The following is a 15,200-nucleotide window of genomic DNA, read 5'->3' on the forward strand; positions in this document are numbered from 1 at the left end:
ATTCCCTGTTAGAGCAAAAAAATTCCGTATTTAGGCGTAAAACCATATAGACGTCTACACATCCGTAAGATATGTTGGCAGAATAAGAAACCAGATGCAATAACGCAACATGGATTTAACTGACAATGCAGACCTTTAACACGCTCGACTTACAAACCACCAGCTTAAAAATCATTAATAAGCAGCTGTGGATTCTTGACCAGCAAGCTTTGCCACAGCGCCAGGAATGGTTGTCAGCGGATACCGTGGAGTTGCTGATTGCGCATATTCAAGCGCTACGGGTACGCGGTGCGCCGCTGATTGGCTTATCTGCCAGTCTTTTGTTGGCGTTGCTAGCTGAACGGGGTTTATCGCAAGCTCAACTTGAACAAGCGCTCATGGCTCTGCGGGAATCGCGGCCAACCGCGGTTAATCTGATGAATAATTTGGCGCGGATGCAGCAGGCGTTATTGCAAGCCAACTGGGTTGAAGCCATGACCCACGAAGCATTGCGTCTGGTAGAGGAAGACCGCGAATTATGTGAGCGTATTGCCCAGCATGGTTCGGCATTGGTGAAACCCGGCAGTAATTTGCTGACTCACTGCAATACCGGCGGTCTGGCGACGGCGGGTATCGGTACCGCTATCGGCGTATTATTGCGCGCTCATCAGCAAGGCAAAATCCGCCAAGTGTGGGTCGATGAAACCCGCCCTTTGCTGCAAGGTGGGCGCTTAACCGCATGGGAACTCGGGGAACTGGGTATTCCATATCAATTGATTTGTGATTCAATGGCCGCCAGCCTGATGGCCCAAGGTCAGGTAGATGCCATCTGGGTCGGTGCAGATCGCATTGCCGCCAACGGTGATGTCGCCAATAAAATTGGCACCTATAACTTGGCTGTATTGGCGCATTATCATCGCATTCCATTCTATGTTGCGGCCCCCCATACCACCCATGATCCAGCTTGTCCTAATGGTGCCGCCATCCCAATAGAGCAGCGTGCGGCCAGTGAAGTCACCGGAGTATCAGGGAGTTTTGGGCATTGCCAATGGGCGCCACAGGATGCGAGAGTGTATAACCCGGCGTTTGATGTCACCCCGGCGGCATTAATCAGTGGCTGGGTGTTAGACAGTGGCGTTATCACGCCTGAGCAAGTCGCAGCCGGTTTTTTCCAACCGCAGAATTAGAAATGAACCTCAGGTCGCGGTACTGCCGCCTGAGGTTGACCACCGTTTAATTCAGTCGAGGATAAGCATCTGCAATCTTATCGCCGGTAAAATGCGCCACCCAACCTTCTGGATTATCAAATACTCTAATAGCAGTGAAATTGGGTGCAGAACCCATATCAAACCAATGGCGCGTATTGGCAGGGACGGATATCAAATCATTCTTTTCACACAGAATTTGATAAATTTTGCCATTCAAATGTAAACAAAATAGCCCGCTTCCCTCCACGAAGAAACGCACTTCATCTTCACCGTGGGTATGTTCCGATAAAAATTTCTCGCGCAAGACTTCACGCTGCGCATTATCGGGGCGCATGCTGATCACATCCCAGCTCTGATAGCCTTTCTCAGCCACTAGCCGGTCAATTTCATGCTGATAAGCGGCAATCACTGCTTCAGGTTGTGGCTTTTCTCCCAACTCACGATCGGCTTGCCAGCGTTCAAAACGCACCCCAATGGCCGTCAATTGTTGTTGGATTTCATCAGCATTGAAGCTTTGCCACAGCGGCTGTTCCGGCTGTTTTTCACTGAAAATAGTTAATCCGCTCATACTGTAAAATCCTCAGCTTTTATTTAAAACGCGCTAAATCTATCTGATCAAAGCGGTTTACTTGTAAATGACGACTCTCGTTATCAGGAAGGTCACGAATCAGTTGGCAGGTATGCCAGCCAGCCAGCTGTGCAGCATCTAATTCTTGGCGAATATCAGACAAAAATAACAATGTTTGCGGCGCGATCGCCAACTGGCTGGCAATATTCTGGTAAGCACTCACTTCGCGCTTGGCCCCTACGTGGGTATCAAAATAGCCACTGAATAGTGGGCGTAAATCCCCGGCATCGCTGTATCCGAATAGCAATTTCTGCGCATCGACCGAGCCAGAAGAATAGACATACAGACCTAACCCTTGCTGTTGCCAGTCAGCCAGTTGCCCGGCCACTTCCGGGTACAAATGGCCACGAAAATCCCCGTGCAGATAACCGCTGCGCCAAATAATGCCCTGAATAGCTTTCAAGGCAGTAGATTTGCGGTCTTCATCCATAAAACGGTGCAAAGCGGCAATCAAGCTTTCGATATTCGCTTCGGGTTGCTCAATCTCGCGGCGTAAATCAGCCAGAGCGGCGGCAACCTCTTCATCTTGTTGATGTTCATGTAGAAATGGCGTCAGCCGCTCTCTGGCATAAGGAAACAGCACTTGATGAACAAAACGAATGTCAGTGGTGGTGCCTTCAATATCGGTAACAATTGCCTGAATCATGTGGCCTCCAGCCTTAAGGGTTTACGTCAAACAAACGCCGCTGCAGCTCACACTGGAACAGGAATTCCAGCCCTTCCAAATGACGGCGGGCTTCAGACACGCTATTCCCCCAGCAATATAGGCCGTGGCCACGAACTAAAAAGCCATAACGCAGTGGGTAGTTATCCGCCAACGCGGCAACCCGTTGTGCCAGCGCCGGAATGTCCTGATCATTATCGAAGATAGGGATCACCACAGAATCAAGGTGGCTACGCTGCCCTGATAGTGATTTCTGCATCTCATAACCTTGCAATACCAATTCATGACTGCGCTCTACCCGTGACAGCACCGTGGCATTGACCGAGTGAGTATGTAAAACCGCATTGATTTCAGGGTACAGGCGATAAAGTAAGGTATGCAGGCCAGTCTCTGCCGACGGTGTTCGGCCACTCGGGACATGATTACTGGCAGTTTCCACCAGCAAAAAGTCGTCGGCAGTCAGGTTGCCTTTATCTTTGCCAGACTCCGTCACCAAACATTGTGTTGAGTCCAGACGCAGGGACATATTACCGCCGGTCGCCGGGCACCAGCCCTTCTCTCCGATCCAGTGGCAGGCGGCTAACAGCGCGCCGAGTTGTACATTTTCTGACATTGCATATCCCTGTTGTGGTGTTGGTTGCCATGGCATGTTGCCACCGCTATCGGCCTGACAATTATTGTTAGCACAATTTCATCTATGCTTAGCAAATTACGTCATTTAGCCGTTTAAACATCTAAGCGTCTTGATTGCCAAATATTAACATCGTGTTATATTGACGGCAACATACAGCGCCAGGAGTATTCACCTGCCATGAGCACTTTATCTTTTATTCCAGACAGTAAATTGCCTGCACAAGGCACCACAATCTTTACGCAAATGAGTGCATTGGCGCAAAAACACCAAGCGATTAACCTGTCGCAGGGCTTCCCGGATTTCGATGGCCCTGATTATCTAAAGCAACAATTGGCCTATCACGTCAGCCAAGGTGCTAACCAATATGCCCCAATGACCGGTGTAGCTCCGCTGCGCCATGCCATTGCAGAGAAAACCGCTAAAATCTACGGCTGGCAGCCCGATGCAGACAGCGAAGTCACTGTCACCACCGGGGCCAGCGAAGCCTTATTTGCGGCAATTACTGCCTTGGTTCGCCCCGGCGACGAAGTGATCTGCTTTGATCCCAGCTATGACAGCTATGCGCCAGTGGTCAAACTGGCGGGCGGCGTACTCAAACGCATCGCACTCAAACCGCCAGCATTCGCCACTGACTGGGCCGAATTTGCCGATCTGGTTTCTGAGCGCACCCGTCTGGTGATTGTGAATACGCCGCATAATCCTTCGGCCACCGTGTGGCGCGCTGATGATTTTGAACAATTGTGGCAAGTGATTGCTGAGCGCAATATTTATGTGCTCAGTGATGAAGTGTACGAACACATCTGCTTTAGCGCCGCCGGTCATGCCAGTGTATTAGCCCATCCACAGTTGCGGGAGCGGGCTATCGCCGTTTCCTCTTTTGGCAAAACTTTCCACATGACTGGCTGGAAAGCGGGTTATTGCATCGCCCCTGCCGCTATCAGTGCTGAAGTGCGAAAAATCCACCAATATCTGACTTTCTCGGTATGCACTCCGGTGCAGCTGGCACTGGCGGATATGCTGAATGCTGAGCCGGAGCACTGGCAGCAATTGCCCGAGTTTTACCGTGCTCGCCGTGACCGTTTCGTCAATGCATTGTCTGCCAGCCGCCTGAAAATCCTACCCAGCGAAGGAACCTATTTCCTGTTGGCCGATTACAGTGCGATTTCAGATCTTGATGATGTGGAGTTTTGCAAATGGCTGACCGAGCATGTGGGCGTAGCAGCAATACCTTTATCCGTATTCTGTGAAGGCCCCTTCCCCCATAAACTTATCCGGCTGTGCTTCGCCAAACAGGATGCTACGCTGGACGCCGCTGCGGAGCGATTGTGTCAACTTTAAAACTGACTCTACTGCAACAGCCGCTGGTGTGGTTGGATGCACAGGCTAATCTGCGTCACTTCGACATGCTGTTGGAATCTTTGCCGCAGCGAGATGTGATTGTGCTGCCGGAGATGTTTACCACCGGTTTTGCCATGAACGCGGCAGAAAATGCCTTGCCGGAAACTGAAGTCATTGACTGGCTGCGCCATTGGTCGGCGCGCACCGATGCCCTCATCGGTGGCAGTGTGGCGCTAGGTACCGCAGAGGGGGCAGTTAACCGTTTTCTGCTGGTTGAACCCAGTGGAAAAATCCATCGTTATGATAAGCGCCACTTATTCCGCATGGCAGGTGAACACCATCATTATCAGGCCGGTAAAGAGCGCAAGATTGTGGAATGGCGTGGCTGGCGCATTCTGCCGCAAGTCTGTTATGACCTGCGCTTTCCGGTGTGGTCACGTAATCAGCAGGATTATGATTTAGCCCTGTATGTGGCTAACTGGCCTGCGGCGCGAGCCAAACACTGGCAAACCTTGCTGGCAGCCCGTGCGATAGAAAATCAAGCTTACGTTGCTGGCTGTAATCGTGTTGGTGATGATGATAATGGCCATCACTATCAAGGTGATAGCCTGATTCTGGATGCACAAGGTGAGGTTTTAGCACAAGCCGCCCCCGGGCAAGCGGCACAATTGGATACTGAGTTATCGCTGGAAACACTGCAAAGTTATCGTGAAGCCTTCCCTGCTTACCATGATGCCGATAAGTTTTTATTACTGTAGATGGGAAAGCGTGCCGCAGGGCACGTTAACCCGATGACTCAGCCAAATGATTCACTCAGCCCATGATAATACCGTTTCCAGATATGCCTGGATGCCTCTGGCTATATCATTGCTAGTCACTGATTCATCTGGATGATGGCTCACGCCTCCTTTGCAACGAACAAACAGCATTCCCACCGGCCAACATTCGCCAACGGCAATCGCATCATGGCCTGCGCCACTCGGCAAGGCTAACGAACGCCCTTGTGTCTGGCGCACACTGTCACTGATACGTTGCTGTAAATTATCGTCACAGCGGGTTGCATTGATACGGTAAAACTCTTCGGCCGAGAAAGTCAGGCCACGGCGGGCGGCTATCACTTCGGCTTCAGCCAATAAGCGGGCTAACAAATGGCTTACGTCGCTGTCCTGTGGGCCACGAATATCCAGTGTCAGCTTCACCGCCCCCGGAATGACATTCACCGCGCCGGGTAAACATGTCAGCGTCCCTACGGTCGCGACTAAATGCTCACCGTAACTCTCAGCCAAATTTTCAACAGCGCAAACCCAGGCAGCAGCACCGGCTAATGCATCCTGTCGCTGGCCCATGGGCACCGTTCCGGCATGGCCCGCCAGCCCGGTAAATTGGCAATTTAAGCGGCGAGCACCATTAATGGCGGTCACCACCCCCAAGGCTAAATCAGCGTTTTCCAAACAGGGACCTTGCTCTATATGCAGCTCAAGGTAAGCACAGAAATCGCTAACTGCCCGCTGTGATGCCCCCACCGCCGCCGGGTCAAAACCGGCATTTTCCAATGCCTGCGCCACACTGATACCCTCGGCATCCGTTTTACTTAGCCAGTCAGCTGGCCAACGCCCGGTAATGCCTTTGCTGCCCAGCAAAGTGATACCAAAGCGTGTTCCCTCTTCATCAGCAAAACCAATGACTTCAATGGCAACCGGTAACCGCCGCTGCTGTTGATGCAGATATCCCACCACTTCCAATGCACTTAATACCCCGAGCATGCCATCATAGCGGCCCGCATTGCGCACAGTATCAAGATGGGAGCCCAGCAATATGGCGGGTGCATCGGATTGCAAACCTTCATAACGGCCACAAATATTACCAACAGAGTCTTGCCAGACCCGCATGCCGACGGCTTGCATCCATTCCCCCACTTGCTGATTTGCTCGCAAATGTTCAGGAGACAGATACACCCGCGTTAGCATCTCCGCCGACTCACTGATTGCCGCCAGCACATCACAACGGGCCAAAACCCGTAATGCGGCTTGCTCTGCCTCGGCATCAGGCAGGGTAACGGCCATTATCTTGCTCCACAGGATTGGTCAGTAACCGGCTTATTATTGTCAGCCTGATAAATATTCCATGCTGCTTGCAAGCCCGCCCCCTGAACAGTGGCAAATCCCAGACGGTTTAATACCGCCTCCAATGCCACCAGCGTTTGCATCACGCAATCTTTGCGAGCGTTATATCCCATGGTCCCGATGCGCCAGATTTTGCCATTCAACGGGCCAAATGAGGTGCCAATCTCGATACCAAAGTCATTTAGCATCAGTTGGCGTACTTGTTCCCCAGCAATTCCGGTTGGAATCACCACACCCAGCACATTGTTCATCCGATGTTTTAAGTCACCAAACACCGCCAGCCCCATGCCCTGAATACCCGCCAGTAGCGCCGAGCCATGTAAAGCATGACGGGCAATCCCATGATCCAACCCCTCTTCCAGCATCACCCGCGCGCATTCTCGCGCCGCAAAAAGCATACTGGTGGCTTCAGTGTGATGATTGAGCCGCTCTGGCCCCCAATAATCCATGATCATGCCCAAATCAAAATAATTGGAGTAAATCATCTCTTCGTCGCCGTCAGCGTGATCCTCAGTGCGGATGCCCTGCTCGATACATTTACGACGACGAATTTGTTCAGCGAATTGTGGACTGAGGGTCACCGGAGAGCTGCCTGATGGCCCACCGAGGCACTTTTGCAATCCCGCCGAAACAGCATCCAGCCCCCAAGCATCAGTTTCCAAAGTATTTCCGCCCAGTGAAGCCGTGGCATCGGTATAGAACAATACTTGATGGCGACGGCAAATCTCGCCCAATTCGGCCAACGGCTGCAACATGGTGGTCGAGGTGTCGCCATGCACTGTCAGTAACAAGCGCGGTCGCACCTGTTTGATAGCATCTTCAATCATGTCCGGGCTGAAAACTTCACCCCACGGCACCTCAATGGTATGTACCTCGGCGCGGCAACGGCGGGCAATTTCGCACAATAGATGACCAAATCGACCAAAAACCGGCACCAGCACTTTATCCCCGGGGCGAATGGCCGACAGTAAAATCGCCTCGATACCGGCGCGAGAGGTGCCATCCACTAGCATTGTCCACGGGTTTTCAGTGCGGAAAACCCCGCGATACAGCGCCATGACTTGATTCATATAGTCAGTCATTGCCGGATCGTATTGCCCGATCAATTGGCTGGACATCGCGCGCAGCACCCGCGGATCAGCATTGATCGGCCCCGGCCCCATCAGCAACCGTGCCGGCGGATTAATCTGACTAAACAGCGAGTTATGACTGAGCACTGACATAATGAATCTCCATTTTTTCTAAATCAGTAAAGTTTTTTATAAACCGCGAACCGACGCAACAAACTGCTGCAATTCTGCTGTCTGCGGATTGGCAAATAAGGCGCGACTTTCGCCCTGCTCCCACACCTGCCCCTGATGCATAAACACCACCCGGTCACCCACTTCGCGCGCAAAATTCATCTCATGGGTCACCAGAATCAGCGTCATCCCCTCCGCTGCCAACTGTTCAAGGACTTTCAATACTTCACCCACCAGTTCTGGGTCCAGCGCGGAGGTTATCTCATCACACAGCAATACTTTGGGTTGCATTGCCAGCGCCCGGGCAATCGCCACCCGCTGCTGCTGGCCGCCAGAAAGATTGGCCGGGTAGTAATCCATCCGATCTGCCAGCCCGACTTTGGTCAACATCTCGGTTGCCAGTTCGCGGCACTCGGCGGCACTCTTTTTCAATACCCGACGCGGCGCCAGCATCACATTTTCCAGCGCCGTCATATGAGGGAATAAATTGAAGCTCTGGAATACCATCCCGACTGAGCGGCTAATCTCCCGCGCCTGAGAGTCTCGATGAGTCACCGTCATTCCGCCCAGTTTGATACTGCCGTCCTGATACTCTTCCAGGCCATTGATACACCGCAGTAAAGTACTTTTACCGGAACCGCTACGGCCAATGATCGAGATAACCTCCCCCATCTCGATATCCAGATCCACGCCTTTCAGCACATGGTTCTGACCATAGTATTTTTGAACCTGATTAATGGTGATCAGCGGCATGGAATTTCCTCTCCAGATAGTGGCTATAGCGCGATAAGGGGTAACACATCAGGAAATAGCCTAGCGCCACCAGCCCGAAGACTTTAAAAGGCTGATAAGTAACATTATTGAGCATGGTGCCCGCTTTGGTCAGTTCAACAAAACCAATGATTGATGCCAGCGCCGTACCTTTAATCACCTGCACTGAAAACCCCACGGTAGGTGCAATGGCAATGCGCAGCGCCTGCGGAGCAATGACCCGCAGCAGTGTTTGACTGAAGCTCAGCCCCAAACAACGGGAGGCTTCCCACTGACCTTTTGGCAACGCATCAATACTGCCGCACCAGATATCCACCAGAAATGCGCTGGTAAACAAGGTCAATGCCATCGCCGCCGCCGTCCACGGACTCACATCAATGCCAAACAGTGCCAAACCGAAAAAGGCCAGAAATAGCTGCATCAGCAAGGGCGTGCCTTGAAATAATTCGGTATAACCACGAACAAAACGTGCCAACCAGCGCCAACGGCTCAAGCGCATTAACATCAGCGGCAATGTCACCAGAGTGCCGCCAATAAAGGCGGTCAGTGACAGCAACAGTGTCCAGCGGGCCGCCAGTAGCAGGTTGCGGATGATATCCCAGTCAGTAAACATCATGAGGCATGGCTCCCAAAGAAGCGACGCCCCGCCGCCAGTAGCAATTGGCGCATCGCAATGGACAACAGCAAGTACAGCAATGTGGTCACCAGATAGACCTCAAAACTAAGAAATGTGCGCGACTGAATCAGGTTAGCGGCAAAGGTCAGCTCTTCAAATGCCACTTGCGACACCACCGCAGAACCGAGCATGACAATAATGCACTGGCTAACGAGCGCCGGATAAATCCGCTGTAGAGATGGCGGCAAGATCACGCGGAAAAATGTCTGACTGCGGCTCAACCCCAGCACCCGCCCAGCTTCCCATTGGCCTTTAGCACTGGCCTGAATCCCAGCGCGGATAATTTCGGTACTGTAAGCGCCCAAATTTATTATCATCGCCAGCACAGCGGCTTGCCCGGCACTGAGCTTTAGCCCTAGCGCCGGTAAACCGAAAACAATAAAAAATAGCTGCACAACAAATGGGGTATTACGCACTATTTCCACATAACCGCCCCACACACGCCGCAAGATGACACTACCGCTCGCATTATTGTCACTACAGCGGATCGCCGCACCGACAATCCCCAGTGCCATGCCGCCAATCGTCGCCATGGCCGTTAGCTCAATGGTGGTCAACAGGCCCGACAATAATTCGGGTAAGTAAGGCCACAGAGCAGAGAAATTCAGCTGATAGGTCATAGCCCGCTCCTGTTATGCGCCAAGAGCAGCAGGTAACGGAGCCTTTAACCATTTTTCTGACAAGCCGTTGAGCGTCTGGTCCTGCAATGCTTCCTCAATCAGGGCATCCACTTTCGCTTTCAGTGCCGGTTCACCTTGGCGTAAGCCGATATAGCAAGGCGAATCTTTCAGCATAAATTTTGCCACTGGCGCATGAGCCGGGTTCTGACGAGCTAATGCACTGACTACCAGATTGCCGGTCGCCAGATAATCGACCTGGCCCGACAAATAAGCTGACAATGTGGTGTTGTTATCCTCATAGCGCTTTATTTGAGCCTCTTTGGGCGCTAACTCACTCAGCACCATGTCTTCAACCGCCCCGCGGGTGACGCCGACTGTTTTCCCCGCCAATTGCTCAGGTTGTTTTAGCGCATCGTCCTTCGCACCAAACACCCCAAGGAAAAATGGCGCGTAAGCCCGGCTAAAGGCGATGGCTTTTTCTCGCTCCGGGTTTTTGCCCAAGCTTGAAATCACTAAATCCACTTTATCGGTTTGCAGATAGGGCACCCGATTCGCACTGGTCACTGGCACCAGTTGCAACTTTAGTTTCATCTTATCGGCCAGATAATGGGCCATATCGATGTCATAGCCCTGGGGCTGAAGGTCGGTCCCCACAGAACCAAAAGGGGGAAAATCTTGCGGAACCGCGACACGTAATACGCCACGTTGCTGAATTTGTTCTAATTGATCGGCTAAAACAGCAGGTGCCTGAACCAATATCAATGCAGCACCCAACCAGGCCAACATCCGCTTTTTCATGTTCATAGCATATCTCCGATAAGTCAGTAATGAAACGATAGATTCTTAGAGTTGATTTACTGAAACCATCGTTGCAACTACTGTGCCAATGATCATTGAGGCAAAATGGCCGATATTTAGCCGGGTTAGCTAGAATTAAGGGAATTAATAAAGGAAGGAGAATCACAACAAAGGTGCAAATCAATCATCAAAATGCACCATAAAAGAGCATCAGGTCACCCAAGAGGGAGAAACCTACTGTATCGCCAGAGACAAGAGATTAGCGCTGTTCTAATTCACCAAAAGAGTCATACAGATCAGCAATTTGATGAATTCGCTGTCGCCCTTGTGCCAGTATCTCATGCAATAACGCATTACTCAGTAAATTGGCCAAACTCATTGCCGAAGAGTAGCTATCAAAAGCAGAAACACTGTCGAGTGGCGTGGTCAAGCGCCAGCGCGCTAGCGGCAGCAAAGACTGGGCCTGCGGCTCACAAATCAGCAGTGTTGGCACACCCAGCACCTGCATGTGCAGTAGAATCTCGCGAATAACTGTAGGCCGTCGGCGGAAGGCCACCACAATGACCACGTCGCGCTGACTGATATCCACCAGTTCCTCAGACAATGTCTGCGCCACTTGCGGTATGAGCTGGACATGTGGACGGACTTGCAGCAGCTGCTGGCGCAAATGTAGCGCCACCGGATAGCTATTACGCAACCCCAACAACAGGATGCGCGGTGCTTGCACCAGCGCGCTGATGACCTCACCAAATTGCTGGCTATCTAATTGATTGACCCAGTGAGTCAGATTCGCCATCTCCTGCTTGTAATGGCGCGCCAGCAAAGTATTCCCCTGCACAGCATCACGGTTATCCGTCAATGGCATGCCGCTTTGGCGTAAGGTGCGTACCTCGTCCCGCATCTCGCGATAACTGCTATAACCCAGCCGCTTAAACAACCGGCTGACCGTGGCCTTAGACACGCCGCTCAGCCGCGCCAGCTCGGCACTGTTATAACTGATCAGATCATCAAAATGGTCAAAGATAAAATCGGTAACGCGCTGTTCCTGCGGGGTTAATTGCGCATAATGCGCCCGCAAGCGCTCATCAATCTGTTTCACACCTTTCTCCGGCCGATGAAACTATCGTTTCAGCATAGCTATTTTTGCGGAACATAGCACACAAGCCCTCGCGGATAATATGAGAATTTTCATTCTCAGCAGCAAACCCGACATTCTGGAACGCCTCTTGCTTAGCTTCTGCTACCGCAGTTTTTCTGTTTCAGTAACTGAATAAGAAGGAAAGCCAGATGATCAACAGCAATATGGCACCGCGAGGGATGGCGGTCACTCCGCACCATTTAGCCAGTGAAAGTGCTTTGGCGGTGTTACGTGAAGGCGGTAATGCTATTGAAGCGATGGTCGCGGCCGCTGCCACCATTGCCGTGGTTTACCCGCACATGAATGGATTGGGCGGCGATGGCTTCTGGCTTATTGTTCCCGCGCAAGGGGAGCCGATTGCTATTGATGCCAGCGGATCAGCAGGATCGCTCGCTACCTTGGAGCGCTACAGTGAATATCAACAGATCCCACACCGTGGCCCTGCCGCTGCATTGACGGTTGCCGGTACTGTCGGCGGTTGGGAAGAAGCTCTGAATGTCGCCAGCGAGCTGAGCAATAATACTTTGCCACTGCACCGTCTGTTAGCTGATGCCATTAGCTATGCAACGCGGGGCATCCCGGTCACACCATCACAAGCCGCCGCCACTCAGGCCAAATATCATGAGCTGGCTCACTTTCGTCATTTCGCCGATGTCTTTATGCCACAGGGCAAAATTCCCCATGCCGGTGAACGTTTTGTGCAGCCACAGTTAGGTCAAACTCTAACTGCGCTGGCTGAACAGGGGTTGAGCAGTTTCTATCGCGGCCCACTGGGCGAAAAAATCATCATGGATATGACTGCCGCTGGAATGCCGATAACCGCACAAGATCTGGCGGAGTATCGTACCAAACGCCGCACGCCACTGCGGTTACAGCACCAACAAGGTGAGATATTCAACCTGACGCCGCCGACCCAAGGGCTGGTGTCACTGGCGATCCTCGGGCTAGCTGACCGCAAACCTGTCGCCCAAATGAGTGAAGGCCAAACCATTCACACTCTCGTGGAAGCGACCAAATTAGCTTTTAGCCTGCGTGATCAAGTGATTACCGATCCGCTGTGGATGGAGCATTGCCCGCAGTCATTACTGGAAAAAGAGCCTTTGGACCAGCTGGCGGCTTATATCAATGATGAACAGGCCGCCGATTGGGGCCATGGCCGTGGGCCGGGCGACACCGTGTGGCTCGGCGTCATTGATAGCAACGGTCTGGCAGTCTCTTTCATCCAGAGTATTTATCATGAATTTGGCAGCGGAGTATTACTGCCGGAAACCGGTATTGTTTGGCAAAACCGTGGGGCATCTTTCAGTCTTGATCCACAGCATCTGTTAGCGTTAGCTCCGGGCAAGCAACCATTTCATACACTCAATCCTGCTGCCGCACGGCTAACTGATGGCCGAACACTGGTGTATGGCGCCATGGGCGGCGATGGTCAGCCACAAACTCAGGCGGCGGTATTTGTTCGCCACATAGTACAAGGGCTCCCGTTGCAACAAGCCATCACCGCACCACGCTGGCTGCTGGGCCGCACTTGGGGAGAAAGCTCAGACTCACTGAAATTAGAAGCGCGCATCGGAGCAGAAACTCTCGCCTACCTGCGCCAACGCGGGCATCAAGTTGAGCTGTTACCCGACTTCAGTGAGGCTGTCGGCCACGCGGGTGCCATCGTGCGCCACGGTAACGGCATGTTGGAAGGCGCATTTGATCCACGCAGTAATGGCAGCGCCGCCGGTTATTGATTTCACCACAATTTAGAACAGGAATTGTTATGAAGAAAACATCAGAAAAAACCGCCATGGATTGGGCTGCTTATATTCAGCAAATGGAAGTCTTGTTGGCATTAGAGCTGGATGACACCCGCCGCGCCGCATTGCTAGTGCAATTTGAACGTATTGCCGCCATGGCTGGCCCATTGATGGCGGTGCCCCTGGATGAAAAACAAGAAATAGCCGGGGTATATCGGCTATGAAACAGATTCCAACCCTGACCATCAGCGAGATCCAACAGGCCCTAAATCGCGGCGAACTCTCTGCACAGGAAATTGCGCTACAAACACTCGATACCATCAGCGCAGCCAATCCTGCCATCAATGCCTATACCCAAGTCACCGCAGACCGCATGCTCAGCGAAGCTTATCGGCTCGATACTTTGCGCGCCAAAGGCCAAAGCTTACCGGCACTGGCGGCCATCCCTTATGCCGTGAAAAATCTGTTTGATGTTGAGGGACAAACGACACTGGCCGGTGCCAGCCTGTTTTGCGAGCGGGCACCAGCCCAACAAGATGCGGCGGTTATTTCGCGTTTGGCCCGCCAAGGAGCGATGCTGTCCGGCATGTTGAATATGGATGCCTATGCCTATGGTTTTACTACCGAAAACAGCCACTATGGTGCCACTCGCAACCCTCGGGATCTCAGCCGCATCGCCGGTGGCTCCTCAGGAGGCTCGGCGGCAGCGGTTGCCGCAGGGCTAGTGAATTTTTCACTTGGCAGCGATACCAATGGCTCGATTCGGGTGCCAGCCTCATTGTGTGGCATTTTTGGGTTGAAACCGACCTTTGGCCGACTATCACGCACGGGTACTCATCCATTTGTCGCCAGTTTGGACCATATCGGCCCGATGGCGCGCTGCACGCAAGATCTGGCGGCAGTCTATGATGCCATGCAAGGCACGGATATAAATGACAGTTTTCAATCGGAGAAACCCGTTACGCCCTGTCTTAGCCAACTGCCACGCGGGCAACAAGGTTTGAGAAGTGCTGTTTTGGGGGGCTATTTCCATCAATGGTGCGACGATGATGCTAAAGCTGCGCTACAAGCTGTAGCCAAAGGGTTAGAAGCCAGTGCTGAAATCGAGATGCCACAGAGTGATTTAGCTCGTTCAGCCGCATTCATTATCAGTGCTGCCGAGGGCGGAAATCAGTATCTACCGGCACTGAGAAAATCCCCTCAGCGCTTTGAACCACTATCCCGTGAGCGACTATTAGCGGGAGCCATGCTACCCGCAAGTTGGTATGTTCAAGCCCAGCGTTTTCGCCATCATTTCCGGCAAAAAATTCTGCCACTATTTGAGCACTGGGATATCTTGCTGGCCCCCGCCACCCCTTGTAGCGCCACACTGATTGGTCAGGAAATCATGCATATTAATGGCAGCGACTTACCTATTCGCGCCAGTATGGGGATGCTGACCCAACCTATTTCTTTCCTCGGCCTGCCCGTCGTCACCGTGCCCCTGAAAACCGCGGGTGGGTTGCCGATAGGCATTCAACTGATTGCAGCACCATGGCGAGAAGACCTCTGTTTACGGGCTGCTTATGCATTAGAACAACAAGGATTGGTTAGCGCGCCAGTCAGCTCCATCATCTAATAAGAACTTTTTCCGATGAGAA

At 52.3% G+C, this 15,200-nt stretch carries 16 protein-coding genes; 6 read left to right on the top strand and 10 right to left on the bottom strand.

From position 1 onward, the window contains the following. Positions 1–125 precede the first annotated feature (125 nt). Entirely contained in the window at positions 126–1,166 is a 1,041-nt protein-coding gene (gene mtnA / locus FTA96_RS13805; protein ID WP_145574066.1) for an S-methyl-5-thioribose-1-phosphate isomerase, read from the top strand. A 46-nt stretch (positions 1,167–1,212) separates the two neighbouring features. On the opposite strand, the gene FTA96_RS13810 is transcribed toward mtnA, so the two are convergent. The 3 genes from FTA96_RS13810 to FTA96_RS13820 are packed head-to-tail and all read right to left on the bottom strand — an operon-like array spanning position 1,213 to position 3,092. Beyond that, positions 1,213–1,755: a 1,2-dihydroxy-3-keto-5-methylthiopentene dioxygenase gene (locus FTA96_RS13810; protein WP_050122586.1), complete on the bottom strand. Its 543-nt coding sequence runs from the start codon at positions 1,753–1,755 to the stop codon at positions 1,213–1,215. Positions 1,756–1,774: 19 nt separating this feature from the next. Beyond that, on the bottom strand, positions 1,775–2,461 hold the full coding sequence (gene mtnC / locus FTA96_RS13815; RefSeq protein ID WP_145574068.1) for an acireductone synthase: 687 nt from the start codon (positions 2,459–2,461) through the stop codon (positions 1,775–1,777). 13 nt (positions 2,462–2,474) lie between these two features. Continuing rightward, complete coding sequence (locus FTA96_RS13820; protein WP_050110079.1) at positions 2,475–3,092, bottom strand: methylthioribulose 1-phosphate dehydratase; 618 nt, start codon at positions 3,090–3,092, stop codon at positions 2,475–2,477. A gap of 198 nt (positions 3,093–3,290) precedes the next feature. On the opposite strand from FTA96_RS13820, the gene FTA96_RS13825 reads away from it, so the two are divergent. Together FTA96_RS13825 and FTA96_RS13830 are read left to right on the top strand one after the other, a co-directional pair. Further along, positions 3,291–4,451, top strand: a complete 1,161-nt coding sequence (locus FTA96_RS13825) for a pyridoxal phosphate-dependent aminotransferase (RefSeq protein WP_050110080.1) — start codon at positions 3,291–3,293, stop codon at positions 4,449–4,451. Continuing rightward, a complete protein-coding gene (locus FTA96_RS13830) occupies positions 4,439–5,209 on the top strand; it encodes an amidohydrolase (RefSeq protein WP_050133646.1) in 771 nt (256 codons plus the stop codon). The genes FTA96_RS13825 and FTA96_RS13830 overlap by 13 nt, the downstream gene beginning before the upstream one ends. Before the next feature lie 51 nt (positions 5,210–5,260). On the opposite strand, the gene hpxK is transcribed toward FTA96_RS13830, so the two are convergent. The 7 genes from hpxK to FTA96_RS13865 all read right to left on the bottom strand — a co-directional run bounded on the left by hpxK (position 5,261) and on the right by FTA96_RS13865 (position 11,779). Beyond that, the gene (hpxK, locus tag FTA96_RS13835) at positions 5,261–6,514 is read right to left on the bottom strand and encodes an allantoate amidohydrolase (RefSeq protein WP_145574070.1); all 1,254 of its coding nucleotides are present in this window, start codon (positions 6,512–6,514) and stop codon (positions 5,261–5,263) included. Further along, entirely contained in the window at positions 6,514–7,797 is a 1,284-nt protein-coding gene (locus FTA96_RS13840) for a pyridoxal-phosphate-dependent aminotransferase family protein (protein WP_145574072.1), read from the bottom strand. The genes hpxK and FTA96_RS13840 overlap by 1 nt, the downstream gene beginning before the upstream one ends. A gap of 36 nt (positions 7,798–7,833) precedes the next feature. After that, positions 7,834–8,568, bottom strand: coding sequence for an amino acid ABC transporter ATP-binding protein (locus FTA96_RS13845; protein WP_134957349.1), 735 nt, complete (start codon positions 8,566–8,568; stop codon positions 7,834–7,836). Continuing rightward, complete coding sequence (locus FTA96_RS13850) at positions 8,549–9,202, bottom strand: amino acid ABC transporter permease (protein ID WP_050110085.1); 654 nt, start codon at positions 9,200–9,202, stop codon at positions 8,549–8,551. The genes FTA96_RS13845 and FTA96_RS13850 overlap by 20 nt, the downstream gene beginning before the upstream one ends. Beyond that, positions 9,199–9,882 carry an amino acid ABC transporter permease gene (locus FTA96_RS13855; RefSeq protein WP_050110086.1) on the bottom strand — a complete coding sequence of 228 codons (684 nt, stop codon included), beginning with the start codon at positions 9,880–9,882 and terminating at the stop codon, positions 9,199–9,201. The genes FTA96_RS13850 and FTA96_RS13855 overlap by 4 nt, the downstream gene beginning before the upstream one ends. Before the next feature lie 12 nt (positions 9,883–9,894). Then, complete coding sequence (locus FTA96_RS13860; protein ID WP_050110087.1) at positions 9,895–10,686, bottom strand: transporter substrate-binding domain-containing protein; 792 nt, start codon at positions 10,684–10,686, stop codon at positions 9,895–9,897. Between the two features lie 253 nt (positions 10,687–10,939). Continuing rightward, positions 10,940–11,779, bottom strand: coding sequence for a MurR/RpiR family transcriptional regulator (locus tag FTA96_RS13865; protein ID WP_050133658.1), 840 nt, complete (start codon positions 11,777–11,779; stop codon positions 10,940–10,942). 188 nt (positions 11,780–11,967) lie between these two features. On the opposite strand from FTA96_RS13865, the gene FTA96_RS13870 reads away from it, so the two are divergent. Genes FTA96_RS13870 through FTA96_RS13880 form a run of 3 tightly spaced genes read left to right on the top strand, consistent with a single transcriptional unit; the run spans position 11,968 to position 15,178 of the window. Beyond that, positions 11,968–13,554: a gamma-glutamyltransferase family protein gene (locus tag FTA96_RS13870; protein WP_145574074.1), complete on the top strand. Its 1,587-nt coding sequence runs from the start codon at positions 11,968–11,970 to the stop codon at positions 13,552–13,554. 29 nt (positions 13,555–13,583) lie between these two features. Beyond that, positions 13,584–13,784: an oxalurate catabolism protein HpxX gene (gene hpxX / locus FTA96_RS13875; protein ID WP_050110090.1), complete on the top strand. Its 201-nt coding sequence runs from the start codon at positions 13,584–13,586 to the stop codon at positions 13,782–13,784. Then, positions 13,781–15,178 (top strand): AtzE family amidohydrolase, encoded by a 1,398-nt coding sequence (locus FTA96_RS13880; RefSeq protein ID WP_145574076.1) that lies wholly within the window; start codon positions 13,781–13,783, stop codon positions 15,176–15,178. Before hpxX ends, FTA96_RS13880 begins: the two co-directional genes overlap by 4 nt. Positions 15,179–15,200: the final 22 nt, after the last annotated feature.

The organism is Yersinia alsatica (assembly GCF_902170305.1).
Taxonomy (GTDB): Bacteria; Pseudomonadota; Gammaproteobacteria; order Enterobacterales; family Enterobacteriaceae; genus Yersinia; species Yersinia alsatica.

Excerpts from the sequence above, each read along its gene's own strand:
- FTA96_RS13840 (WP_145574072.1), bottom strand. The coding sequence starts at position 7,797 with ATGTCAGTGCTCAGTCATAACTCGCTGTTTAGTCAGATTAATCCGCCG.
- FTA96_RS13855 (WP_050110086.1), bottom strand. The coding sequence starts at position 9,882 with ATGACCTATCAGCTGAATTTCTCTGCTCTGTGGCCTTACTTACCCGAA.
- FTA96_RS13860 (WP_050110087.1), bottom strand. The coding sequence starts at position 10,686 with ATGAACATGAAAAAGCGGATGTTGGCCTGGTTGGGTGCTGCATTGATA.
- FTA96_RS13845 (WP_134957349.1), bottom strand. The coding sequence starts at position 8,568 with ATGCCGCTGATCACCATTAATCAGGTTCAAAAATACTATGGTCAGAAC.
- FTA96_RS13870 (WP_145574074.1), top strand. The coding sequence starts at position 11,968 with ATGATCAACAGCAATATGGCACCGCGAGGGATGGCGGTCACTCCGCAC.
- FTA96_RS13810 (WP_050122586.1), bottom strand. The coding sequence starts at position 1,755 with ATGAGCGGATTAACTATTTTCAGTGAAAAACAGCCGGAACAGCCGCTG.
- FTA96_RS13825 (WP_050110080.1), top strand. The coding sequence starts at position 3,291 with ATGAGCACTTTATCTTTTATTCCAGACAGTAAATTGCCTGCACAAGGC.
- hpxX (WP_050110090.1), top strand. The coding sequence starts at position 13,584 with ATGAAGAAAACATCAGAAAAAACCGCCATGGATTGGGCTGCTTATATT.
- hpxK (WP_145574070.1), bottom strand. The coding sequence starts at position 6,514 with ATGGCCGTTACCCTGCCTGATGCCGAGGCAGAGCAAGCCGCATTACGG.
- FTA96_RS13880 (WP_145574076.1), top strand. The coding sequence starts at position 13,781 with ATGAAACAGATTCCAACCCTGACCATCAGCGAGATCCAACAGGCCCTA.
- mtnA (WP_145574066.1), top strand. The coding sequence starts at position 126 with ATGCAGACCTTTAACACGCTCGACTTACAAACCACCAGCTTAAAAATC.
- mtnC (WP_145574068.1), bottom strand. The coding sequence starts at position 2,461 with ATGATTCAGGCAATTGTTACCGATATTGAAGGCACCACCACTGACATT.
- FTA96_RS13850 (WP_050110085.1), bottom strand. The coding sequence starts at position 9,202 with ATGATGTTTACTGACTGGGATATCATCCGCAACCTGCTACTGGCGGCC.
- FTA96_RS13820 (WP_050110079.1), bottom strand. The coding sequence starts at position 3,092 with ATGTCAGAAAATGTACAACTCGGCGCGCTGTTAGCCGCCTGCCACTGG.